Genomic DNA, 22,058 nt, shown 5'->3' on the forward strand with positions numbered 1-22,058 from the left:
CACCTCCCACTCCCCCCGATGACGCCCCGGAGGACCCGTCATGACGCAGGCCACGCCGATGACGGCCCGGGCCGTCCGATCGGCCCCGTGGCCGTGGGCGACGGCCGCGGTGCCCGCGTGACGCTCCCCCGCCGGGGCCGGGGTCGCCGCGACAACGGACTGGACGCCGCCCTCTGGTCGCCGGTCCGCGACGTCGACCCCCGGGTCGGGGAGCACCTGCTCGACGTCCTGCTCGACGCCGGGATCGCCGCCTACCTGGAGCCGGCCACCGACGTCGAGCCGTACACCCGGACGGTGACGCTCCCCAGCCCGCCCTCGGACCGGCTGTTCGTCGACCGCGCCCGCCGGGTGGAGGCCCGCACGCTGGTCGACCGGCACGCCGAGCCGCAGCCCGCCGCTCCACCGGCCCGGGAGGAGCGCCCCGACCTCGACGCCGACGCGGAGTTCGCCCGGATCGTGGCCGCCTTCGAGGCCGAGCACGGCCGTACCGCGGTCTCCGACGAGCCGCGCGACGACCCGCCACCGCCCCCCGCCGAGCCGGCGGTCCTGGACGCACCCGAGGAGCACTACGAACCGCCGCCGCCCCCGCCGCTGCCGGTCCTCGCCCCCGCCGCGCTGTACGCGCTGCTGCTCATCGCCGTCGGCGTCGTCCTGATCGTCGCGCCCGGGAAGGTGGGGCTGTCGCTGGACGTCGGCCTGGTGCTGGGCGTGGCGGCGGTCGCCGGTGGGGTGGCGGTGCTGGTGTCCCGGATGCGCGACCGCTCCGACGACGGCGACGGCGACGACGGCGCCGTCGTCTGAGGAAGGACCCGTCTCAGGCCCGCTCCAGGGGCCCGCTGCGAGCTTGCGAGGAGTGGGGAGGAGCGGGTCCTTCTGCTCGCAGGCTCGGGGCGAGCCTCTGGACGGGGCCGTAACCTGCGCAGGATGAGCGACCTGGCCCACTCCGCCGTCGTCACGCTGACCGGGCACCTGATGGACACCGGCATCCTCGCCCGGGTGCTGGACGACGTCCTGGAGTACGGCGGGGACTACCGGATCGAGAGCCTGGAGCTGGGCCGCCAGCACGGGGACGAGTCGCAGGCGCTGGTGGCGGTCAGCGCCGCGGACGCCGAGCTGCTGGACCGGATCCTGATGCGCGTGCAGGTGCACGGCGCGAACGCGGTCGACCCCGGGACGGCGACGACCCGGCCCGCGCCCGCCGACGGCGTCTTCCCCGACGACTTCTACTCGACCACCAACCTGGAGACCCTGGTCCGGCTGGACCGGGACTGGCTGCGGGTCGAGCACCCGGAGATGGACTGCGGCCTGGTGGTCTCCGACGGGCCCGTCATCCGCACCGTCCCGGTCAGCGACGTGCGCGCCGGGAACGCGGTGGTCTGCGGTGCCCACGGGGTGCGGGTGGAGCTGCCGCCGCAGGCGCCGCGCGGCGAGGAGGACGACTTCGGGTTCATGTCCTCGACGGTGTCCAGCGAGAAGCCGCAGGCGCTGCTGGTCCGGCAGATCGCCGAGCGCATGCGCGAGGTCAAGGCGTCGGGGAAGCGGGTGCTGTGGGTCGGCGGCCCGGCGGTCGTGCACACCGGTGCGGCGCCGGCGATGGTCCGGCTGGTGGAGGCCGGCTACGTCGACGTCCTGTTCGCCGGGAACGCACTGGCCACCCACGACATCGAGTCCGCGCTGTTCGGCACCTCGCTCGGCGTGGACCTGGCCAAGGGCTCCGGGGTGCCGCACGGCCACGAGCACCACATCCGGGCGATCAACACCATCCGGGCGGCCGGGTCGATCGCCGCGGCGGTGGGGTCCGGCGTCCTCACCGGCGGGGTCATGCACGCGCTGGTGCAGGCGGGCAAGCCGTTCGTGCTGGTCGGCTCGGTGCGCGACGACGGCCCGCTGCCCGACGTGATCACCGACGTCATCGACGGTCAGCGGGCGATGCGCGCCCAGCTGCCCGACGTCGGCTTCGCGATCATGGTCGCCACGATGCTGCACTCCATCGCCACCGGGAACCTGCTGCCGGCCTCGATCCCGCTGGTCTGCGTGGACATCAACCCGGCCACGGTCACCAAGCTCGCCGACCGGGGCAGCGCCCAGGCGATGGGGATCGTCACCGACATCGGCCTGTTCCTCGAGCAGCTCGCCCGCGAGCTCACCTGAGCGGAGTGCCAGGGCGCGGTTCCCGCGCCCCTGGCACTCCGGTCAGGCGTTGTCCTCGGCGACCGCGAGCCGGGCCAGGTCGGCCGCGCCGACCAGCCCGGCCTGGGCGCCCAGCTCGGCGACGAGCACCCGCGGGCCGGGGCGGAACCCGCGGCCGGGCAGCGCCCGCTCGAGCCGGTCGCGCGCCGGCGCCAGGATCGTCTCGCCGAGCACGCTGACGCCACCACCGATGACGACGACGTCGGGGTCCAGGATCGCCGCCATGTCCGCGATGCCCTGACCGAGCCAGGTGCCGACCTCGCAGAGCAGCTCGACGGCCAGCGGGTCGCCGTCGGACGCCGCCTGGGCCACCACCTCGCCGGTGATCCGGGCGGCGTCCCCACCGACCCGGTCCAGCAGGTCGGCGGCCGCCGCCGGGGAGCTCAACGCGACCTCGCGGGCGGTGTGCCCCAGGGCGTTGCCGCTGGCGTACTGCTCCCAGCAGCCACGGTTGCCGCACGCGCAGAGCCGGCCGTCGGGGACCACGCGCATGTGGCCCCACTCGCCCGCGACGCCGTGCGCACCCCGCTGCAGCCGGCCGTCGATGACGATGCCGCCACCGATCCCGGTGCCGAGCGTGATCATGAGCATCAGGCTGCTGCCCCGCGCGGCGCCGTAGCGGTACTCCGCCCAGGCGGCGGCGTCGGCGTCGTTGCCCACCCAGAGCGGGCGCTGCAGCCGGTCGGCGAGGTCCTTGCGCAGCGACTGGTTCCGCCAGGCGAGGTGCGGGCTGAACAGCACGGTGTCGCCGGTGCGGTCGAACCAGCCGGCGGCGCCGACGCCGACGCCGACCAGCGGCCCGTCGTGCCGCTCGGCCAGCTCGTCGACGACCGCGGCGATCGCGTCCTCGGTCGCGCTGACCGACTTCCCCGGGGTGGCCCGGCGGGCGGTGTCGGTGATGGTGCCGTCCGGGGCGACGACGCCGCCGGCGACCTTGGTGCCGCCGATGTCGATGCCGATGGCGGGCAGCTGCGCGACGTCCGACGGGGACGGGGCGGCGGTCACGCGACGTCGATCCGCTGGACGGTGGGCGCGGGGGCCGGGTGCGGCACGGTCTCCTCCGGAGGAGCGGTGGGGTCGGGAGCGGCGGCAGCGCCGGCAGCGCCGTCCGCGGTCGGGCGCGCGGTGCTGCGCAGCGCCGTCGCGGCGCTGGTCAGCACGTCCGCCAGCGCCTCCAGCAGGTCGGGGCGGTGTCCGCGCAGCGCGGCCAGCCCGGCGCACAGTGGGCAGGACCGGCACTCGGTGCCGTGCTGGGCGGCGGCGCCGGGTGCGCTGCGCCCGCCGATCAGGTCGCCGAGGACGTCGGACAGACCGGCGCCGTCCGCGTGCTCCGCGGCCAGACCGGCGGCGAACCGGCGGGCCTGCTCGACCCAGTCCGGGCCTGGTGTCGTCATCGTCGGCTCTCCTGGGCGTCGAGCAGTCCGGCCGGCCACTGGGCGGGGTCGGCGGTGAACCGCACCTCGAGCGTCGCGGCGGCCGTGCCGGGGTCGGCCAGCGAGCCCCCGGCGACGGTGCAGCGGCGCAGCAGCGCGTCCAGCGGCAGCGAGCGGCGCACGCCGGCGGCGGTCACCACCAGGTCGTCGTCCCAGCGGGTGAGCTCCACCTGCCCGCGCCGGACGAAGGGCAGCGGGACGTCGAGCACCCAGCCGCCGTCCACCCGCCGCGGGGCCGCGGGGGCCGCCGGGGCGACGACGACCTCGGGGACGGCGGCGTCCAGCTGCTGCAGGTCGGTCACCGACGCGGGCGGAACGGCCTGCTCGGCGACCTCGCGGACCGGGCCGGTGAGCGCACGGACCCGGCGCAGTGCGGCTGCCTGCACCTCGCACCGCTGCGCCCACCACTCCCCCGTCCCCGCGGGCAGCACCCGGGCGACGGTGACCGAGGCGATCCGCTGCCCGAGGACGCCCAGCACGGTGGCCGTCTCCTGCACGGTGTCCGCGGCGTCGGGGGTGGGCGGCACGACCAGGTGGACGGCGGTCGCGGCCGGGTCGGTGAGCGGCGCGGCGTCCAGCAGCTCCTCCACGCCGGCGGCACCGGCGAGCAGGCCGGCGGCCACCCCGGGGCGACCCGGCGTGGCCGCCGCGCGGAGCGTCGCGAGCACCCGCAGCCGGGTGGGCGCCGCCTGCCCGAGCCACCAGCGCAGCGCACCCGGCAGCGCGAGCAGGGCGGTGGCGGCCGGCGCCGGACCGGCGTCCAGGACGACGACGTCGACGTCCCCGCTGCGGGCGTGCCCGGCCAGCGCGGCGACCAGCGCGAACTCCAGCACCCCGGGCACCGGGACGACGGAGGTCGCCGGGGGCACGGTCAGCATCGGCACCGCGCCGGCCAGGGCCGCGGCGTGCCGGGCCCACAGCTGCTCGAGCGCCGGCTGGGCGCCGACGACGTCCACCCGCACGGCATCGGCCAGGTCGACGCGCGGCGGGCGCGGGGTGAGCAGCACGCAGCGGGAGCCGCCGGCGGCGAGCCGCAGCGCGGTGGCGGCCGCCACCGTCGAGCTGCCGGCGCCGCCAGGGCCGGTGACCAGGAGGATCTGCACGCGGCTCAGGCCTCGACGCGCTTCTTGAGCTCCTTGAGCGCGGTGTCGAGGATGACCTTCTCCGCCTTGCGCTTGATGAGCCCGAGCATGGGGATCGTCAGGTCGATGGCGATCGTGTAGGTGACGGTCGTGGAGCCGGCGGACTCGGCGAGGACGTAGGAGCCGTCCTGCTTCTTCTGCATCTGGCCCCGGACGAGCGTCCAGTCCACGCGGCGGTCGCCGTCCCAGGTGTAGTCCAGGACGTAGTCGTCCTTGACCGCGCCGGCGTCCAGCACGAAGTGCACCTGGCGGGCCCGCCCGTCGGGTCCCGGCTCGAGCACCTCGACCTGCTTGGCCGCCGAGACCCAGCTGGGGTAGGCGGGGAAGTCGGCGATGACGGCCATGACCGCGGACGCAGGCGCGTCGATGACGATCGACTGGGTGGACTGGTCGGCCATGGGCGGGAGGGTAGTCGCTGCCCCTCCCCGCCCCGGCCGGAGCGGGGACCGGTTGCCCCACCCGGGTGGGCGCTGGCCTGCTGCGCGTTGGCCTGAGCGCGCTAGATTGGCGGACCGAACCCCCGTCCGGGCCGGAGGCGACGGCGCCTGCGGCAGGGCGCGCAGAGAGGACCGGCGTGCGCGAGCTGAGCGTTCCCCCCACCGCCACCGTGGGGCCCGACGACGCCCTGACGGACATGGTCGCGCTCAACGCGGCCGAGCACCCCGACGAGGTCGGGCTGCGCGTCCAGCGCAACGGCCACTGGGAGGACGTCACCTACGCCGAGTTCGCCCGGCAGGTGTCCGGCGTCGCCAAGGGGCTCGTCGCCGCCGGCGTGGAGCCCGGCGACCGGGTCGGCCTGCTGGCCAAGACGCGGTACGAGTGGACCGTCCTGGACTTCGCCATCTGGACCGCGGGCGCGGTCGTCGTCCCGGTGTACGAGACCTCCAGCCCCGACCAGATCGCCTGGATCCTGTCCGACTCCGGCGCCCGGGCGCTGGTCGTCGAGACCGCCGAGCACGCCGCGGCGGTCGACTCGGTGCGCGACGAGGCACCGGAGCTGGGGTCGGTGTGGGTCATCGAGGACGGCGCGCTGGACACCCTCACCGCCGCGGGCGCCGACGTGCCCGAAGGCGAGCTGACCGCCCGGCGGGCGACGCTGACCTCGGCCAGCCTGGCGACGCTGATCTACACCAGCGGGACGACGGGGCGGCCCAAGGGCTGCGAGCTCACCCACGCCAACTTCCTGTTCGAGATCCGCAACGGCATCAGCCTGCTGCGCGACCACCTCAACGCCGATGCCTCGCTGCTGCTGTTCATCCCGCTGGCGCACGTGCTGGCCCGGGTGCTGGAGATCGGGGCCCTGCAGAACCGGGTCGTGCTGGGGCACACCCCCGACGTCAAGGACCTGCTCGGCGACCTCGGTCGCTTCCAGCCCACGTTCCTGCTGGCCGTGCCGCGGGTGTTCGAGAAGGTCTACAACGGCGCCAAGGCCTCCGCCGACGAGGGCGGCAAGGGGAAGGTGTTCGACCGGGCCGCCCAGGTCGCCGTCGACTGGTCCCGCGCCCAGGACACCGGCGGCCCGGGCCTGCTGCTGCGCGCCCAGCACGCGCTGTTCGACAGGCTGGTCTACGGCAGGCTGCGGGCCGCGATGGGCGGCCGCTGCGCGGGCGCCATCTCCGGTGGCGCGCCGCTGGGCGAGCGGCTCGGCCACTTCTTCCGCGGCATCGGGGTCACCGTCTTCGAGGGCTACGGGCTGACCGAGACCACCGCCGCCGCTGCGGTCAACCACGACGCGGCCATCCGGATCGGCACCGTCGGGCGGCCGCTGCCCGGCGTCGACGCCGCGATCGCCGACGACGGCGAGGTGCTGCTGCGCGGTGGGGTCGTGATGCGCGGCTACTGGCAGAACGAGGCGGCCACCCGCGAGGCGATCGACGCCGACCGCTGGTTCCACACCGGCGACATCGGTGAGCTCGACGCCCAGGGATTCCTGCGGATCACCGGCCGCAAGAAGGAGATCCTGGTGACCGCCGGCGGCAAGAACGTCGCCCCCGCGGTGCTGGAGGACCGGCTGCGTGCCCACAAGCTGGTCAGCCAGTGCATCGTCGTCGGCGACCAGCGGCCGTTCATCGCCGCGCTGGTGACCCTCGACGTCGAGGCGCTGCCGGCCTGGCTGAGGAGCAAGGGCAAGGACGCCTCGCTCACCCCGCAGCAGCTGCGCGAGGACGCGGACCTGCGGACCGAGCTGGACACCGCCGTCGCCGAGGCGAACAAGGTGGTCTCCCACGCCGAGGCGATCAAGAAGTACCGGGTGCTCGGGGTCGACTTCACCGAGGAGAACGGCACGCTGACCCCGAGCCTCAAGCTCAAGCGCGGTGTGGTGATGAAGGAGTACGGCGACGAGGTCGAAGCCCTCTACCAGCGGTAGTCCGGAGTCCCAGCGCATCGTCTCCCGAGCGCTGGGACTCCGCTCAGCCCTCGAGGACGGCGGCGAAGGTCTGCGCGATCGTCGTCCAGGACCAGCGCTGCTCGACCCAGCTGCGTCCCGCGGCGCCCATCGCGCGGGCGCGGGCCGGGTCGTCGAGCAGGTCGGCCAGCACCGTGGCGACGGCGGACGGCGACCGCGGGTCGACGACGTGCCCGGTGACGCCCTCCACGACCGTCTCCGGGGCGCCGCCGGAGGTGCCGGCGACCACCGGCAGCCCGCAGGCCGCCGCCTCGAGGAACACCATGCCGAGGCCCTCGACGTCCAGCCCCGCCCGCCGGGTCCGGCAGGGCATGGCGAACACGTCCCCGGCCGCGTAGTGCTCGGGCAGCTGCTCGGGGGCCACTCCCCCGGTGAGGACGACGGAGTGCCCGAGCCCCCGGGCCTGGACGTCCTTGCGCAACGGAGCCTCCGACGGACCACCGCCGACCAGCAGCAGCCGGGCCCGCGGGTGCCGGGCGAGGACCTGCGACCAGCCGCGGACCAGCGTGTCCTGCCCCTTGCGCGGCACCAGCCGGGAGACGCAGACGACGACCGGCGCGTCCCCGAGGCCGTGGCGCCCCCGCACCGGGCCACCGTCGGCCGCCGGGGTGAACCGGGCGACGTCCACCCCCGGGGAGAGCTGGACCAGCTCGGTCCGGCCGGCCAGGGCCGGCGCGAGGCGGCTGTGCGTGTACCGGCTGATGTAGGTCAGCACGTCCAGCCCACCGGCGATGCGCTGCAGCGCCTGCCGCGCGCCGGGCAGCGCGACCCAGCCGGTCTCGTGCCCGTGGGTGGCCCCGACGAGTCGTTCCACCCCAGCCCGGCGCAGACCGGGCGCCAGCGCCCCGAGCGGCGCCGCGGCACCGAAGAAGGCGGTCCGGCAGCCGTGCTCGCGGGCCAGCCGGGCGGCGGTGCGGGCGGCCCCGCGGGTGGGCAGCAGCATCCCGGTCGGGGCGCGGACCACCTCGTACGGCAGGCCTGCGTCGTGCTCGGCCGCCCCCGGGTGGTCCGAGGCGAGCACGACCAGCGACTCCGGCGGCCGGGTGGCCAGCAGTGCCGCGACGAAGGTCTGGATCCCGCCCTGCCGGGGCGGGAAGTCGTTGGTGACGACGAGCGTCCGGCTCACCCGCCGTGCTCCTTCACCCAGTCGCCGGCGAAGGCGACCCGCTGGGCCGCGGTGGGGTGCGAGCCGAACAGCCACTGCCAGACCGCCGGCGGATCGGGGTCGTTCAGGTTCGCCACGCCGAGCGCCTCCTGCACCGCGACGAAGGACGCCGGGTCGTCGGTGAGGTCGAGGGCGTGCAGGTCGGCCCGCGCCTCGATGTGCCGGGACACCAGGTTCTGCACCGGCGTGGACACCAGCGTGCCCACCGCCATCACCAGGAGCAGCAGGCCGACCACCTGACCGTCGCCGGGCCCGCCGGCGCCTGCCCGGCGCAGCAGGGGTGGAGCGCCGAGCAGCCAGCCCAGCAGCGCGACGCCCGCGCCGGCACCCAGGGCGCCGATCAGCGTGCCGGTGAGGACGTCGTCGGTGGCGACGTGGCCGAGCTCGTGACCGACGATCGACTCGATCTCGGCGTCGGAGAGCTGGTCGAGGACCGTGTCGTAGACGACGATCCGCCGGGTGGAGCCGAAGCCGGAGACGTAGGCGTTGAGCGCCGTGGTGCGCCGGCTCGCGTCGGCCACCAGCACGTCTTGCACCGGGGTGCCGCTGCGGTCGGCGAGGGCGAACAGCTCGGTGCGCAGCGGCGACGCCGGCATCGACTCGAACCGGTTGAACGCCGGCTCGATGAGCAGCGGGTAGAGGAAGGAGCCGACCACGACCAGCGCCGCGGCTGCTCCGCCGGCCCAGGCCCACCAGCTGCGGGGCGCCCGTCGGGCCAGCGCGACCAGCGCCAGCAGGCCCAGCGCGGTCAGGCCGGCGTTGATGCCGGTCGAGGTGGCGACGTCGCGCGCCCACAGCCCCCAGCCCCGGGTGGACAGGCCGTAGCGGTGCCGGACCACCTCCGCGTAGGCGGCCAGGGGCAGGGTGACCAGCCGTCCCACGACCAGGAGGGCGATGGTGCCCAGCAGCACCTGCCACCCCCAGCCGCCGCCCAGCGGCCGGGCGACCGCGCGGGCGGTGGCTGCCCCCGCGCGGGTCAGGCCGAAGACGGCGGAGACGGCCAGGCCCAGCACGAGCGAGGCCAGCGACGCCGGGCGCAGCGCGGCGGCGAAGTCCTCGGCGCGGGCGATCTGCGCCGGGGTGAAGGCCGCCGACGGGTCGACGGGCGTGCGGCCGCCCGCCGGGGTGGGCAGCAGGTCCCACGGGGTGACGACGGCGATCACCACCGCGAGCGCCAGGCCGAGCACGACGGCCACCGCGAGCGCCAGCCGACGCGTGCCGGTCCGGGCTGGGACCGGCAGCTGCGCGGTGCTCACGCGGGCCGGCTCGAGGGGGTCTGCGCGTGCACGACGGCGAGCTTAGGCAGGCTGCCTGTGCCCCGCGGAGGGCCGGGCAGCGGACCCGGGCGGGTCCTGCCCGCCTCAGCCGACGAGACGCCGGGCGCTCACGTAGCCCTTCATGTCCACGGTGGAGACGATCACCGGCTGGCCGGAGGTCGAGGCGTGCACCATCTGCCCGCCGCCGATGTACATGCCCACGTGGCTGACCGGGCTGTAGAAGAACACCAGGTCACCGGGCTGCAGGTCGGCCCGGGAGACGGCGGTGCCCATCCTCGACTGGCCGGCGCTGGAGTGCGGCAGGCTGACCCCGGCCGCCGCGTAGGCGTACTGGGTCAGACCCGAGCAGTCGAAGGCGTTGGGACCGGCCGCGGCCCAGACGTAGGGATCGCCCAGCTGGGCCATCGCGGTGTCGACGGCGACCTGCGCTGCGTCGCTGGAGGCGACCACCTCGGCAGGCGGCTCGAGCACCGGCCCGGCGGTCTCGGCGACGACCGCCCGCTGCTGCACGACGCTCAGCGCGTCGTACTGCGCCTGGTAGTCGGCCGCCTCGGAGGTCAGGTCGGCCTTCTTCGCCGTCACGTCCTCGAGGGTCTGCCGCGCCGTGGCGGTCGCCGCGTCGGCGTCGGCCTTGGCCTGCTGGGCGGACTGGGCCGCGGCGCTGACCTGGGTGAGCACGTCACTGGTGTGGCCGGCGATCGCGTCCAGCGTGGTGACCTGGGAGAGGAACTCGTCGGCCGAGCCGCTGGTCATCAGCGCGTTGAAGCGGGAGAGGTTCTCGCCGGTGAAGGCGCTCCGGGCGACCTGACGGATCTGGGTGTCGAGCGCGGCCAGCTGGGCCTGGGCGGCGGTGACGGCCTGCGCTGCGGCGTCGGTGACGGCCTGCTGCTGACGGAGGGTGTCCTGCGCCTCGTTGATCTGCTCGGTGACGGCCTCGAGATCACGGTTGGCGTCGGTGACGAGCGCGGTGGCCTCGTCAGCCGTCGCGGCATGGGCGACGCCCGGTGCGGCCGACGCGCTGCCGGGCAGCGCGATCAGCGTCCCGCTCGCGGCGACGGCCAGCAGCAGTCCGGTGCCGAGCCGGCCGAGGCCGCGGGCACGGCGAGCGCCGGCGGGAGCCGTGGCGGACCCGCGGAGCGCGGGCAGGACACCGGACTGAGGACTCGCCACGGGCAGCGGCACTCCGTTTCCACTCGGACCGCCTACCGGGTCAGCTGACGGGTCCGGGCTGGCACGCCTGGTCGGCGCACGCCGTCGTCGGCGCGGAGCCCCGAACCCCTCAGCTGGTGAGAACTCACCTCGGCACTGGGGTGGGCTCCCGGTCCACCCGGTCCTGGAGGACCTGGTGGGTCGACGGTGTCCGGTCGGGGTCACCCTCTGTGGTGACTACGTCCCTCTCAGACACGACGAACCTAAGTCCGTGACCGGATCGAGATGAAGCCCTGTCAAACCTCGAAGTACGGGCCAGAGCTGCCAAATCGCAGGCGTGCGATTTGTCAGCTCACGTGCCGGTCGCCCGACGTCGACGCATCCTGATGACGCAACGGCGGGACCAGGCCGAAGTCTGCCAAAGCCTGGACCGCTCGACGCTCGACCTCGTCGAGATCGACGACGCTCCACGGGTCTGCCGCGGCCGTGTCAATGTGAGCGACGTCACCTCCAGCTCGCACGCCTCCGGGCGCGTCACCGACTGCAGCGCTGCCGCCACCGTGCGCAACGGGCGACGTGGCGTCCGCGGCCGAGGCGGCGGCCGGACGGTGCTCCACGGGGACGGGGCCCGGGACGTTCCGCCGGACGAGCGGCACGACGGTGGGGTCGCTTCCCCGCCAGCCGGGTGGCGCCCCCAGCAGGACCGTCACGACGCAGTCGTCGCAGCCCTGACCCCGGACGGTGCAGGTGTCGCAGTCGATGAGCACGGCGGCTCTCCTTCTCTGTGTCCACGTCCGACACCGCGGACGTTAGGAGGACCCCCCGACAGTTCTGCTCGACCGACCTGCAGCGCTGCCCGCACCCGGTGCAGCACGCACCCCGGGCCGGTGCGCGCGCCACGCCGGGGCGCGGCCGGCTCCCGGCGTGGCGTCCCCCGGACTGTCGGACCCCCGACCTAGCGTCCGCTGCGTGCCGTCCCACCCCGTTCCACCGCCGTTCCCGCCGGCCGCCACCGAGGGGGGTCCGCCGGCCTGGCGGCGGGTGGCGCTTCCCACAGCCGCTCCCGACCGGCCGCGCTACCTCCAGGCGACGATCGACGACATCGGGACGCCGCTGGCGGAGGTCACCTTCGTCGTGGTCGACCTGGAGACCACCGGCGGCTCACCGAAGGACAGCGCCATCACCGAGATCGGCGCGGTGAAGGTCCGCGGCGGTCAGGTGCTGGGCGAGTTCCAGACCCTGGTGGACCCGGGCCGGGAGATCCCGCCCTACATCAGCGTGCTGACCGGGATCACCTCGATGATGGTGGCCGCCGCTCCGCGCATCGACTCGGTCCTGCCGGCCTTCATGGAGTTCGCCCGGGGCACCGTGCTGGTCGCCCACAACGCCCCCTTCGACCTCGGCTTCCTGCGCGCCGCGTGCGAGGAGACGGGCACGCCCTGGCCCACGTTCGCCTCGGTCGACACCGCCGTGCTGGCCCGCCGGCTGCTCACCCGCGACGAGGTGCCCAACTGCAAGCTCGGCACCCTCGCCCCCTTCTTCTCGACCTCGACGCAGCCCTGCCACCGTGCCCTGGACGACGCCCGGGCCACCGTAGACGTGCTGCACGGTCTGTTCGAGCGGCTGGGCCCGCTGGGCGTCACCTCCCTGGAGGAGCTGTCCGGGCTGACCCGCCAGGTCGACCCGCAGCGGCGGCGCAAGCGGCACCTGGCCGAGCACGTGCCCTCCGGACCGGGCGTCTACCTCTTCCGCGGGCCGCGTGACGAACCGCTCTACGTCGGCACGTCCAACGACTTGCGCACCAGGGTCCGCAGCTACTTCTCCGCCGGGGAGCAGCGCAGCCGGATGACCGAGATGATCGCGCTGGCCGAGCGGATCGAGGCGCTGCCGTGCGCGCACGACCTGGAGGCCGCCGTCCGGGAGCTGCGGCTCATCGCCGAGCACAAGCCCCGCTACAACCGCCGCTCGCGCTTCCCCGAGCGCGCCCTGTGGATCCGGCTGACCGACGAGGTCTTCCCGCGACTGTCGGTCGTCCGGCGCGTCCGGCCCGGCGCGGGCGTGTTCCTCGGCCCGTTCCCCGACCGGCGGGCCGCCGACGCCGCGGTCGCCGCCGTCCACGAGTCGCTGCCGCTGCGGCAGTGCACGTCCCGGCTGTCGCTGACCGTGCTGGGCACCGCCTGCGCGCTGGCCGGGATGGGCCGCTGCGGGGCGCCGTGCACCGGCGCGCAGAGCCGGGAGGACTACGCCTCGATCGCGGCGGTGTTCGCCGCGGCCGTCGACTCCGACCCCCGCGACCTGGTCGCCCCCCTGCTGGACCGGGTCGAGCGACTGGCCGAGGAGGGCCGGTACGAGGACGCCGCGGTGCTCCGCGACCGGGTCGCCGTCCTGGTCCGGGCGGTGCGCCGGCGGCAGCGGCTGGAGTCGCTCGCGACCGTCCCCGAGTTCGTCATCGCCCGGCCCGACGGTGCCGGGGGCTGGCAGCTGTCCGTGGTGCGCCGGGGCCGGCTGGTGGCCGCCGGGGTGGCCGAGCGCGGCCGCTCCGTCCGGGGGTACCTGGCCGACCTCCGGACCACCGCCGAGACGCCCGTCGGCCCGGACGGCGAGCTCGCGGCCTCGGTCGACGAGACGGAGCTGGTGCTGCGCTGGATGGAGAAGCCGGGCACCCGGCTCGTCGACGTCACCGGCACCCTGGCCAGTCGCACCCCCGGCACCGGGCACTACAGCGACTTCCTGGCCCGGGTCGACGCCGGCCGGGCCGAACGCGACCCCTTCGCCGACAACCGGTCGCTGAGCACCCGGGCACAGCCGGACCGGGTCACCCCGGGGCAGCCGGCGCCCCGGGCCGGACGCGGCGGACGGGGCGGCGGGCGGGCTGCGGCGCGACGCGGCCGGGTGGCCACCGGGCTAGCATCGCCGGCGTGATCACCGCCATCGTGATGATCGATGCCGCCACCGACTCGATCGGCGAGGTCGCCGAGGCCGTCGCGGCCCTGTCCGGGGTGAGCGAGGTCTACTCGGTCGCCGGGGACGTCGACCTGGTCGCCCTCGTCCGGGTGCACGAGTTCGACGACATCGCCGCCGTCGTCGCCGGGCAGATCAACAAGGTGCCCGGCGTCCTGGACACTGCGACCCACGTCGCCTTCCGGGCGTACTCCCGGCACGACCTGGAAGCGGCCTTCTCGATCGGCTTCGAGTCCGCCGACTAGGGGGACCCCTGCGCAGGGGGCGTCAGGGCTGGTCGCGGGCAGCCCGGCTGACCCGGACCCACTCCTCCAGCTTGGCCGCGGCCCGGCCGTCGTCGACCGCCGCGGCGGCCCGCTCCAGACCACTGCCGAAGGCGTCGTGCAGCCGGGCACCCCGCGGGTCGAAGGCGGCCAGCGCCGCCGCCGCGTTGAGCAGGACCGCGTCGCGCACCGGCCCGTGGTCCCCGGCCACCAGCCGGCGGACCACCTCGGCGTTGTCCTCCGGGCCACCGCCGCGCAGCGCCCCTGGTGCCGAGAGCGGCAGCCCGAGCGCGGCCGGGTCCAGCCGCTCGGGGACCACCTCACCGTCGCGCACGACCCACACCGCCGACGTCGTGGTCGTGGTCAGCTCGTCCAGGCCGTCGTCGCCGCGGAACACCAGCGCCCGGGTGCCCCGCCGGGCCAGCACCTCGGCGAGCACCGGCGCCATCCGGGCGTCGGCGCAGCCGATCGCGGCCGCCACCGGACGGGCCGGGTTGGTCAGCGGCCCGAGGAAGTTGAAGACCGTGCCGATGCCCAGCTCCCGGCGGGGGACGGCGGCGTGCCGGAAACCGGGGTGGAAGACCGGTGCGAAGAAGAAGCCGATGCCCGCCTCCCGCACGCACCGGGCCACGGCGGGCGCCGGCAGGTCGATGACCACCCCGAGGGCCTCGAGGACGTCCGCGGTGCCCGACCGCGACGACGCCGCGCGGTTGCCGTGCTTGGCCACCGGCGCACCGGCCGCGGCCGTGACGACAGCGGCCATCGTCGAGATGTTCACCGTCTGGGCACCGTCCCCGCCGGTTCCCACGATGTCGACGCAGTCGACCGGCAGGGTCACCGGCGTGGCGAGGTCGACCATCGTGGCGGCCAGCCCGGCGACCTCCTCCGGCGACTCGCCCTTGGCGCGGAGCGCGACCAGGAACCCGGCCACCTGCGTCGGGCTGGCCTCTCCGGTCATCACCTGCCGCATCGCCCAGCGGGTGTCCTCGGCGGTGAGGTCCTCGCTGCGGAGGAGCCGGGTCAGCAGGCCCGGCCACGTCGGGCTGGCGGCGGTCACGCCGGTCAGCGGCGGACGGCGGGACGCTGCGCGAGACGCTCGCGCAGCAGCCCCGCCACCACGTCGGCCGCGACGAGCGGGTCGACGGGGTAGGCCAGCGTGCCGTCGGCCAGCGACCAGTGCGCGAGCCAGCGGTCGGCCTGGCGGGCGATGAGCACCACCAGCGAGGGGCAGTCGGCGATCTCGTGCTTCAGCTGCCGGGCGATGCCCATGCCGCCGGTGGGCTGGGCCTCGCCGTCGAGCAGGCAGAGGTCGATCCCGCCGCCGTCGACCGCGGCGACGACCTCGTCACCGGTGGCACACTCCACGTACGTGAGGGGTCCCACGTCCGGCGCCGGCGAACGGCCGAGTGCGGTGCGGACGGCGGCGCGGACCTCGGCCCGCTGGCTGAAGACGAGCACGGTGGCCGGTGCGGCGTCGAGGCTCACCCGGGGGAGCCTAGTGGCAGGCGTGGACGACGCGAGGGCCGTGGCTCACCGGGCCGTGCGGCACCCGGTGCCAGCCCCCGCCGGGAGACGCGCCGTCCGCGGCCACCCCACGTCGTGGACGACCTGTCCCGATGCCATGATGAGCCCGTGACAACGGCCCCCGTGGCGAGCAGCACCTTCGACACCTCGCGGGTGCACTCCCTGACTCGACCGAACATGGTCAGCGTCGGCACGATCGTCTGGCTCGCCAGCGAGCTGATGTTCTTCGCCGGACTGTTCGCCATGTACTTCACCTCGCGCGCGCGAGCCACCGGTGGTTGGCCGCCGGAGCCCACCGAGCTCGACGTCCCCTACGCCCTGTTCTTCACGCTGATCCTGGTGCTCTCCTCGGTCACCTGTCAGTACGGCGTGTTCGCGGCGGAGATCGGCAACGTCTACGGGCTGCGACGCTGGTTCACCATCACCTTCGTGATGGGCCTCGCCTTCGTGCTGGGTCAGGCGAACGAGTACCGGAACCTGATCATGAACCACGACACGACGATCGCGTCCTCGACGTACGGCTCGGTCTTCTACCTGACCACCGGTTTCCACGCGCTGCACGTCATCGGTGGCCTCGTCGCCTTCGTCTTCGTGCTCATCCGGTCCACCATGGGCCGTTTCACTCCTGCCCAGGCGACCTCGGCGATCGTGGTGTCCTACTACTGGCACTTCGTCGACGTCGTGTGGGTCGGTCTCTTCATCACGATTTACCTGATCAAGTAGGGAACCGGGTGTCCACACCGAACGCCTCCTCCGTCGCTCCTCCCGAGGGCGGCCGCCGCGGGCTGTTCCGCCGTCGTCCGGCGGTCGGCACCCCGGCCGCCGCGGCGCGGGACCGCCGACGCTCCAAGCAGCGCCGCCGCCTGGCCAACGTGGCCGGGCTGATGGCTGCGCTCGTGCTGACCGGGGTGGGCTACTCCGCGCTCGCCCCGGGCGCCAGCGCCGCCGACGACCCGACCGGCAACCCGTCGAACGCCGTCGAGGCCGGTCGCGAGCTCTACACGCGCAGCTGCATCACCTGCCACGGGTCCAACCTGGAGGGCATCCCGGGCCGCGGTCCCTCGCTCATCGGGGTCGGCGAGGCCGCCGTCTACTTCCAGGTGCACACCGGGCGCATGCCCCTGGTCCGCCAGGAGGCACAGGCTCCCGAGCGCCCGCCGATCTTCTCCGAGGAGGAGATCGACCAGCTGATGGCCTACATCCAGGAGAACGGCGGCGGTCCGACCCTGCCCTCGGGTGACCTCCGGGCCGGCGACCTGGCCGAGGGCGGCGAGCTCTTCCGGCTCAACTGCGCCCAGTGCCACAACTTCGCCGGCGAGGGCGGCGCGCTCTCCTCCGGGAAGCGGGCTCCCTCGCTGCGCGAGGCCAGCGACATGGTCATCTACTCGGCGATGCTGTCCGGGCCGGAGAACATGCCGGTCTTCGGGGACAACCAGCTCAGCCCGGACGAGAAGCGCTCCATCATCAACTACGTGCAGACCCTCAAGGCCCAGGCCGACCCCGGTGGCGCCGGCATCGGCCGGGTCGGCCCGGTCGCCGAGGGCCTGGTCATCTGGGTCGTCGGCATCGGCGCCCTGCTCTTCGGGATCTTCTGGATGGGGACCAAGGCGTGAGCACCACCGACCACTCCCGCCCCGGCTCGGCCGGCGGCGCGGACGAGCCGGGCCAGCTGCACGGCGGTCCGGACGACGACTACAGCCCCGCGCAGCTCGCCGCGATGGACCGCACCGAGCTGGACCGGCTGGGTGCGCGCTACGACGGCGTCGAGGTCCTGCACGTCGAGCCCGTCGCCCCGCCCGGCTCGCCGCTGGACAAGAAGAACACCCGCCAGGTGACCCTGTGGTTCGCCCTCGCCGCGCTGTTCGCGGTGGCCTTCGTCGTCGTCTACGCAGGCTCCGGCTGGTTCCTCCCCACCTGGGCGTGGACGACGGGTTCCAGCACCTGGAGCGCGCTCTACACCCCGCTGCTCGGCGCGCTGTTCGGGCTGTCGATGATCTCCATCGGCATCGGCCTGGTCCTGTACGTCAAGAAGCTGCTGCCACACGAGACGGCCGTGCAGGACAAGCACGACGGCTCGCACTTCGACCGGGTGACCACCGGCGCCACGCTGATGGGCGGCCTCGACAACTCCGGTCTCCCCCGCCGCAAGATGCTGTCGGGGGTCCTCGGGGTGCTGGGGCTGGCCTTCGGCGCCATGCTGGTGTCCCTGCTGGGCGGGTTCATCAAGAACCCGAACAAGGGCAACCCGCTGGGGACCACACCCTGGGCCGACGGGCTGCGGCTGCTCCGTGACGACGGCACACCGGTCCGCCCCGGTGACCAGGTCGCCGGTTCGCTGGCCACCGTCTTCCCGTCCGTGGCGGGTGGCAACAAGGCCTACGACGCCGCCGTCATCCTGATCCGGCTCCGTCCGGAGCAGCTGACCGAGCTGAGGATCCCAGCCGGCCAGGAGGACTTCGGCTACGGCGACTACGTCGCCTACTCCAAGATCTGCACGCACGCCGGCTGCCCGGTGTCGCTGTACGAGCAGGAGACGAACCGGATCCTGTGCCCCTGCCACCAGTCGCAGTTCGACGTGACCGATGGCGCCAAGCCGGTCTTCGGGCCGGCCACCCGCCCGCTCCCCCAACTCCCGATTACCGTGGATGATGAGGGTTACTTCGTCGCGCGAGGGGACTTCCCGGCGCCCGTCGGACCGTCGTTCTGGAACATGGGGAGGCTCGGCTGATGGCGACCAACACTGTGCCCGGTCCGCGGGTCGGTCAGCCGACCTCGCTCGCCGGGAAGGCGGCCTTCGAGGTCGACGACCGGCTGATCGTGGCCGGGCCCGTCCGGCGGACGCTGAACAAGGTCTTCCCGGACCACTGGTCCTTCCTGCTCGGGGAGATCGCGCTCTACTCGTTCATCGTCCTGCTGCTGTCCGGCACCTGGCTGACGTTCTTCTACGACGCCTCCATGAAGGAGGTCATCTACGACGGGACGTACGCCCCGCTGCGCGGCATCGAGATGTCCGCGGCCTACGAGTCGACGCTGAACATCTCCTTCGACGTCCGCGGTGGCCTGCTGATCCGGCAGATGCACCACTGGGCCGCGCTGCTGTTCGTGGCCTCGATCGTCGTCCACCTGCTGCGCATCTTCTTCACCGGCGCGTTTCGCCGGCCGCGTGAGACCAACTGGTTCATCGGCGTCACCCTGCTGGTGCTGGCCATGCTCGAGGGCTTCGCCGGCTACACCCTCCCCGACGACCTGCTCTCCGGCGGTGGGCTGCGGATCTTCTCCGCCGTCTTCCTGTCGATCCCGGTGATCGGGACCTGGGTCTACTTCACCGTCTTCGGTGGTGACTTCCCCGGAGAGGTGATCATCGGTCGGCTGTACATCCTGCACGTGCTGATCATCCCGGCGATCCTGCTGGGCCTGATCGCGCTGCACCTGCTCATCCTGGTCAAGCAGAAGCACACCCAGTTCCCCGGAGCGGGGCGGACCGAGCACAACGTCGTCGGCAACCGGCTGTTCCCGACCTTCGCCGCCAAGGCGACCGGCCTGCTGTTCATCGTGGTCGGGCTGTGCGCCGCGCTCGGTGGCCTGGTGCAGATCAACCCGATCTGGCTGCTGGGTCCGTACAACCCTGCGCAGGTGACCGCCGGGTCCCAGCCCGACTGGTACATCGGCTTCGTCGACGGTGGCGCCCGGATCTTCCCCCCGTGGGAGATCGTGCTGTGGGGATACCACATCCCGCCGGTCTTCTGGGGCGCCCTCGGCCTCCCCGGCCTGATGTTCGGTGCGCTGGCGCTCTACCCGGTCCTCGAGCGCGTGCTCACCAAGGACACCGCCAGCCACCACCTGCTGCAGCGCCCGCGCGACGTCCCGGTGCGGACCTCGCTCGGCGCGATGGCCGTCACCGCCTACGTCGTGCTCTGGATCTCCGGTGGCAACGACCTGATCGCCGACAAGTTCGACCTGAGCCTGAACGCGATGATCTGGTTCGGCCGGATCGGCTTCCTGACGCTGCCGCCCATCGCCTACTGGGCCACCTACCGGATCTGCATCGGCCTCGAGCGGCACGACCGCGAGGTGCTCGAGCACGGCATCGAGACCGGTGTCATCCGGCGGCTGCCCAGCGGTGAGTTCATCGAGGTGCACCAGCCGCTGGGGCCGGTGGACGAGCACGGCCACGGCCAGCTCGCCTACGGTGGCGCCTCGGTGCCCAAGAAGATGAACCAGGTCGGTGGCGCCCGCCGCGCGATCCGGGGCTTCTTCAAGCCGATCGAGGAGCCGGCCGAGGTCCAGCGGCAGGCCGAGATCGAGGCCCGCGGCCTCGAGTCCGAGCAGGCCAGCCGCCGCGAGCTGACCGGCTCGGGTCGTCCGTCCGAGGGTGGCCGCCCGTCCGAGGGTGGTCGACCGCAGGACCCGCGCGACTGATCAGCACGCAGCACCACCCAGCAGGGGCCCCGGCGGAACACTCCGCCGGGGCCCCTGCTGCGTTGCAGGCAGAGCTGGTCGAGCCCGTCGTCCACCCCTGGCCCCGACCTGACGGGTGCCCGGGACCGCGGGACGGGGTGCTACCGGCCACCGCAGGATGAATGAGGCCGGCACGTGCGTGGGCTCGTGTCGGCTCCCAAGGCCGGTCCAGCGGGTCCGCCCGTGAGCAGCTCGCGGGACTCCCGGACGCCCTCCTGTCTGCCGCAGCCTCGCTCCTGCCGCCGGCCCGGACCATGACCGGCGCCGCTGCTCTCGCGGCCGCGACGCCTCGGCGCCGTGCCGACCTGCCGGCACCCGGGACGGCCGTCGGCCATCACGGCACCGGCCTGCTGTCAGCCGACGGGAGGCCTGCTGGCCCCCTCCCCCGTCCTGGTGGTCGGTAGGACGACCTGACGGCGCTGCGTCGTGCCACTGCCCCGCCGCGACCAGGTCGGTGCCCCCCCGGGTGACGGCAGGTCGGCAGGCCGCTGTGCGGCGTCTCAGCGGGCGCGACGGGGCCGGCCGGTGCCCACCCACACCCCGGACACGCGTCGGGGCCCCTCCCAGCTGGGAAGGGCCCCGACCCGCTGCGGTGGTGCCGCGATCAGTGCGCGTTCTGCCCGACGTAGTACTCGAAGAGCAGGCCGCCGATGGTGAGCAGCAGCGCGGCTCCGGCGATGGCGATCAGCCACGGGTAGTAGAACGCCAGCGCCAGGCCCATCAGGCCGGCGGAGAGCGCCAGGCCGAAGGGCCAGTAGCTGCCCGGGCTGAAGAAGCCCAGCTCGCCGGCACCGTCGGCGATCTCGGCGTCCTTGGAGTCCTCGGGGCGGGCGTCGATCCGTCGGCTGACGAACCAGAAGAAGCCACCGATGAGCGCGGTCAGCCCGGCGGACAGGGCCAGCGCCGTGGTGCCGACCGGCTCCTGGGCCCAGAAGCCGTAGACCACGGCGGAGGCGATGCAGAACACCGCGATCAAGTTGAAGATGAGCGCTTCGACCTTCACGGCCGGTCCTCCAGGTGCTGCAGGGTGATCGGGTCAGTCATCCGAGGCCGCCGAGGCCTGCTGCTCGCGGTCGCCCCTGAAGGGCTCGGTGGCGATCGACGCACCGGGCTGGCCGATGGTCTCCAGCGCGTCGAAGGTCGACAGCCCGGACTCACGAGCGCTCAGGTAGGCGTCGAAGTCCGCCGGGCTCACCGACCGGACCTCGAAGTTCATGAACGCGTGGTAGGTGCCGCAGAGCTCGGCGCAGCGACCGACGAAGGCACCCTCCTCGCGGACGGTCACCTCGAAGACGTTGTCGCGGCCGTTCTCGTTGCCGGGGATCACGTCGAGCTTGAAGAGGAACTCCGGCACCCAGAAGGAGTGGATGACGTCGGCCGAGGCCAGCTCGAACCGGATCGTCTGACCGGTGGGGACCACCAGGATCGGCACCTCCTCGGTGGAACCGACCGTCGACACCGGCTCGCCGCCGTTGGCGTCGGTGGTGTCGGGGTAGACGAACTGCCAGTTCCACTTGAACGCGTTGACCGCGACGGTGACGTCCGGGTCCTCGCTGCGCTCCATCACCCGGTTCTGCGTGCTCACGGTGAAGAAGAACAGGATCGCGATGATGACGAACGGGATGATCGTGTAGACGACCTCGAGCGGCAGGTTGTAGGCAGTCTGCCGGGGCAGTTCCTCATCGCTGCCCTTGCGCTTGCGGTACTTGATCGCCGCGTAGGCGATGAGGAGCCACACCGCGATGCCGACCACCAGGGCGGCCAGGGTCGAACCGATCCACAGGTCGTGCATCCGGTGCGCCTCGTCGGTGATGCCCTCGGGCCATCCCCAGCTGAGCCAACTGCCTCGGACGTCACACCCGCTGAGCGTCAGCACCCCCAGGAGACCGAGCCCGGCGACCTGCGCCGGCTTGCTGCGTCGAGCCACTGCCCGCTGCCTCCTCATCCCCCGCGTGGCGGCACCACGCGGTCTCACCGGCGGGGTCGCATCGGTCGCCCGACAGGTCCTGCCCACCCCGACCTCAGTCTCGCCGAGACTAGCCGACCCCGCTCGTCGTCCGAGGAGCGGGAGCACCACCCCGGCGGGTCG

General features: G+C 73.9%; 21 protein-coding genes. 9 read left to right on the forward strand and 12 right to left on the reverse strand.

The features are described from left to right. Window positions 1–117 precede the first annotated feature (117 nt). Both FHL79_RS00250 and FHL79_RS00255 read left to right on the forward strand, forming a co-directional pair. The gene (locus FHL79_RS00250) at window positions 118–801 is read left to right on the forward strand and encodes a hypothetical protein (protein WP_138756639.1); all 684 of its coding nucleotides are present in this window, start codon (window positions 118–120) and stop codon (window positions 799–801) included. A 123-nt stretch (window positions 802–924) separates the two neighbouring features. Then, complete coding sequence (locus FHL79_RS00255) at window positions 925–2,151, forward strand: ornithine cyclodeaminase, nickel-pincer nucleotide-dependent (protein WP_138756640.1); 1,227 nt, start codon at window positions 925–927, stop codon at window positions 2,149–2,151. A 42-nt stretch (window positions 2,152–2,193) separates the two neighbouring features. On the opposite strand, the gene FHL79_RS00260 is transcribed toward FHL79_RS00255, so the two are convergent. Genes FHL79_RS00260 through FHL79_RS00275 form a run of 4 tightly spaced genes read right to left on the reverse strand, consistent with a single transcriptional unit; the run spans window position 2,194 to window position 5,163 of the window. Continuing rightward, a complete protein-coding gene (locus FHL79_RS00260; RefSeq protein ID WP_138756641.1) occupies window positions 2,194–3,195 on the reverse strand; it encodes an ROK family protein in 1,002 nt (333 codons plus the stop codon). Further along, complete coding sequence (locus FHL79_RS00265; RefSeq protein ID WP_138756642.1) at window positions 3,192–3,584, reverse strand: hypothetical protein; 393 nt, start codon at window positions 3,582–3,584, stop codon at window positions 3,192–3,194. Before FHL79_RS00265 ends, FHL79_RS00260 begins: the two co-directional genes overlap by 4 nt. Next, window positions 3,581–4,726, reverse strand: coding sequence for an ArsA family ATPase (locus FHL79_RS00270; RefSeq protein ID WP_138756643.1), 1,146 nt, complete (start codon window positions 4,724–4,726; stop codon window positions 3,581–3,583). The genes FHL79_RS00265 and FHL79_RS00270 overlap by 4 nt, the downstream gene beginning before the upstream one ends. A 5-nt stretch (window positions 4,727–4,731) precedes the next feature. Further along, window positions 4,732–5,163, reverse strand: a complete 432-nt coding sequence (locus FHL79_RS00275; protein WP_138756644.1) for an SRPBCC family protein — start codon at window positions 5,161–5,163, stop codon at window positions 4,732–4,734. Window positions 5,164–5,339: 176 nt separating this feature from the next. On the opposite strand from FHL79_RS00275, the gene FHL79_RS00280 reads away from it, so the two are divergent. After that, window positions 5,340–7,133 carry an AMP-dependent synthetase/ligase gene (locus FHL79_RS00280; protein ID WP_138756645.1) on the forward strand — a complete coding sequence of 598 codons (1,794 nt, stop codon included), beginning with the start codon at window positions 5,340–5,342 and terminating at the stop codon, window positions 7,131–7,133. Window positions 7,134–7,176: 43 nt separating this feature from the next. Here FHL79_RS00280 and FHL79_RS00285 read toward each other — a convergent pair whose 3' ends face one another. The 4 genes from FHL79_RS00285 to FHL79_RS00300 form a co-directional block, all read right to left on the reverse strand. Continuing rightward, a complete protein-coding gene (locus FHL79_RS00285) occupies window positions 7,177–8,298 on the reverse strand; it encodes a glycosyltransferase family 4 protein (protein WP_138756646.1) in 1,122 nt (373 codons plus the stop codon). Next, on the reverse strand, window positions 8,295–9,593 hold the full coding sequence (locus FHL79_RS00290) for a M48 family metallopeptidase (protein ID WP_138756647.1): 1,299 nt from the start codon (window positions 9,591–9,593) through the stop codon (window positions 8,295–8,297). The genes FHL79_RS00285 and FHL79_RS00290 overlap by 4 nt, the downstream gene beginning before the upstream one ends. A gap of 105 nt (window positions 9,594–9,698) precedes the next feature. Beyond that, window positions 9,699–10,784, reverse strand: a complete 1,086-nt coding sequence (locus FHL79_RS00295) for a C40 family peptidase (RefSeq protein WP_138756648.1) — start codon at window positions 10,782–10,784, stop codon at window positions 9,699–9,701. A 326-nt stretch (window positions 10,785–11,110) separates the two neighbouring features. After that, a complete protein-coding gene (locus FHL79_RS00300; protein WP_171057937.1) occupies window positions 11,111–11,473 on the reverse strand; it encodes a hypothetical protein in 363 nt (120 codons plus the stop codon). A 259-nt stretch (window positions 11,474–11,732) separates the two neighbouring features. Here FHL79_RS00300 and FHL79_RS00305 point away from each other — a divergent pair, with 259 nt between their 5' ends. Together FHL79_RS00305 and FHL79_RS00310 are read left to right on the forward strand one after the other, a co-directional pair. Beyond that, complete coding sequence (locus tag FHL79_RS00305; RefSeq protein ID WP_138756650.1) at window positions 11,733–13,685, forward strand: DEDD exonuclease domain-containing protein; 1,953 nt, start codon at window positions 11,733–11,735, stop codon at window positions 13,683–13,685. Continuing rightward, entirely contained in the window at window positions 13,682–13,969 is a 288-nt protein-coding gene (locus FHL79_RS00310; RefSeq protein WP_138756651.1) for an Lrp/AsnC family transcriptional regulator, read from the forward strand. Before FHL79_RS00305 ends, FHL79_RS00310 begins: the two co-directional genes overlap by 4 nt. A 22-nt stretch (window positions 13,970–13,991) precedes the next feature. Here FHL79_RS00310 and trpD read toward each other — a convergent pair whose 3' ends face one another. Together trpD and FHL79_RS00320 are read right to left on the reverse strand one after the other, a co-directional pair. After that, window positions 13,992–15,044 carry an anthranilate phosphoribosyltransferase gene (trpD, locus tag FHL79_RS00315; RefSeq protein WP_138756652.1) on the reverse strand — a complete coding sequence of 351 codons (1,053 nt, stop codon included), beginning with the start codon at window positions 15,042–15,044 and terminating at the stop codon, window positions 13,992–13,994. 5 nt (window positions 15,045–15,049) lie between these two features. After that, on the reverse strand, window positions 15,050–15,472 hold the full coding sequence (locus tag FHL79_RS00320; protein ID WP_138756653.1) for an ANTAR domain-containing protein: 423 nt from the start codon (window positions 15,470–15,472) through the stop codon (window positions 15,050–15,052). Between the two features lie 147 nt (window positions 15,473–15,619). Here FHL79_RS00320 and ctaE point away from each other — a divergent pair, with 147 nt between their 5' ends. Genes ctaE through qcrB form a run of 4 tightly spaced genes read left to right on the forward strand, consistent with a single transcriptional unit; the run spans window position 15,620 to window position 19,930 of the window. Further along, window positions 15,620–16,234: an aa3-type cytochrome oxidase subunit III gene (ctaE, locus tag FHL79_RS00325; RefSeq protein ID WP_138756654.1), complete on the forward strand. Its 615-nt coding sequence runs from the start codon at window positions 15,620–15,622 to the stop codon at window positions 16,232–16,234. An 8-nt stretch (window positions 16,235–16,242) separates the two neighbouring features. Beyond that, a complete protein-coding gene (qcrC, locus tag FHL79_RS00330; RefSeq protein ID WP_138756655.1) occupies window positions 16,243–17,124 on the forward strand; it encodes a cytochrome bc1 complex diheme cytochrome c subunit in 882 nt (293 codons plus the stop codon). After that, window positions 17,121–18,239 (forward strand): cytochrome bc1 complex Rieske iron-sulfur subunit, encoded by a 1,119-nt coding sequence (gene qcrA, locus FHL79_RS00335; protein WP_138756656.1) that lies wholly within the window; start codon window positions 17,121–17,123, stop codon window positions 18,237–18,239. The genes qcrC and qcrA overlap by 4 nt, the downstream gene beginning before the upstream one ends. After that, window positions 18,239–19,930: a cytochrome bc1 complex cytochrome b subunit gene (qcrB, locus tag FHL79_RS00340; RefSeq protein ID WP_138756657.1), complete on the forward strand. Its 1,692-nt coding sequence runs from the start codon at window positions 18,239–18,241 to the stop codon at window positions 19,928–19,930. The genes qcrA and qcrB overlap by 1 nt, the downstream gene beginning before the upstream one ends. 643 nt (window positions 19,931–20,573) lie before the next feature. Here the strand turns inward: qcrB and FHL79_RS00345 are convergent. Continuing rightward, window positions 20,574–20,972, reverse strand: a complete 399-nt coding sequence (locus FHL79_RS00345; RefSeq protein WP_138756658.1) for a cytochrome c oxidase subunit 4 — start codon at window positions 20,970–20,972, stop codon at window positions 20,574–20,576. Window positions 20,973–21,005: 33 nt separating this feature from the next. Then, window positions 21,006–21,896 (reverse strand): aa3-type cytochrome oxidase subunit II, encoded by an 891-nt coding sequence (ctaC, locus tag FHL79_RS00350; RefSeq protein WP_138756659.1) that lies wholly within the window; start codon window positions 21,894–21,896, stop codon window positions 21,006–21,008. Window positions 21,897–22,058 lie beyond the last annotated feature (162 nt).

The sequence above is a fragment of the Modestobacter altitudinis genome (assembly GCF_005930475.1).
Taxonomy (GTDB): Bacteria; Actinomycetota; Actinomycetes; order Mycobacteriales; family Geodermatophilaceae; genus Modestobacter; species Modestobacter altitudinis.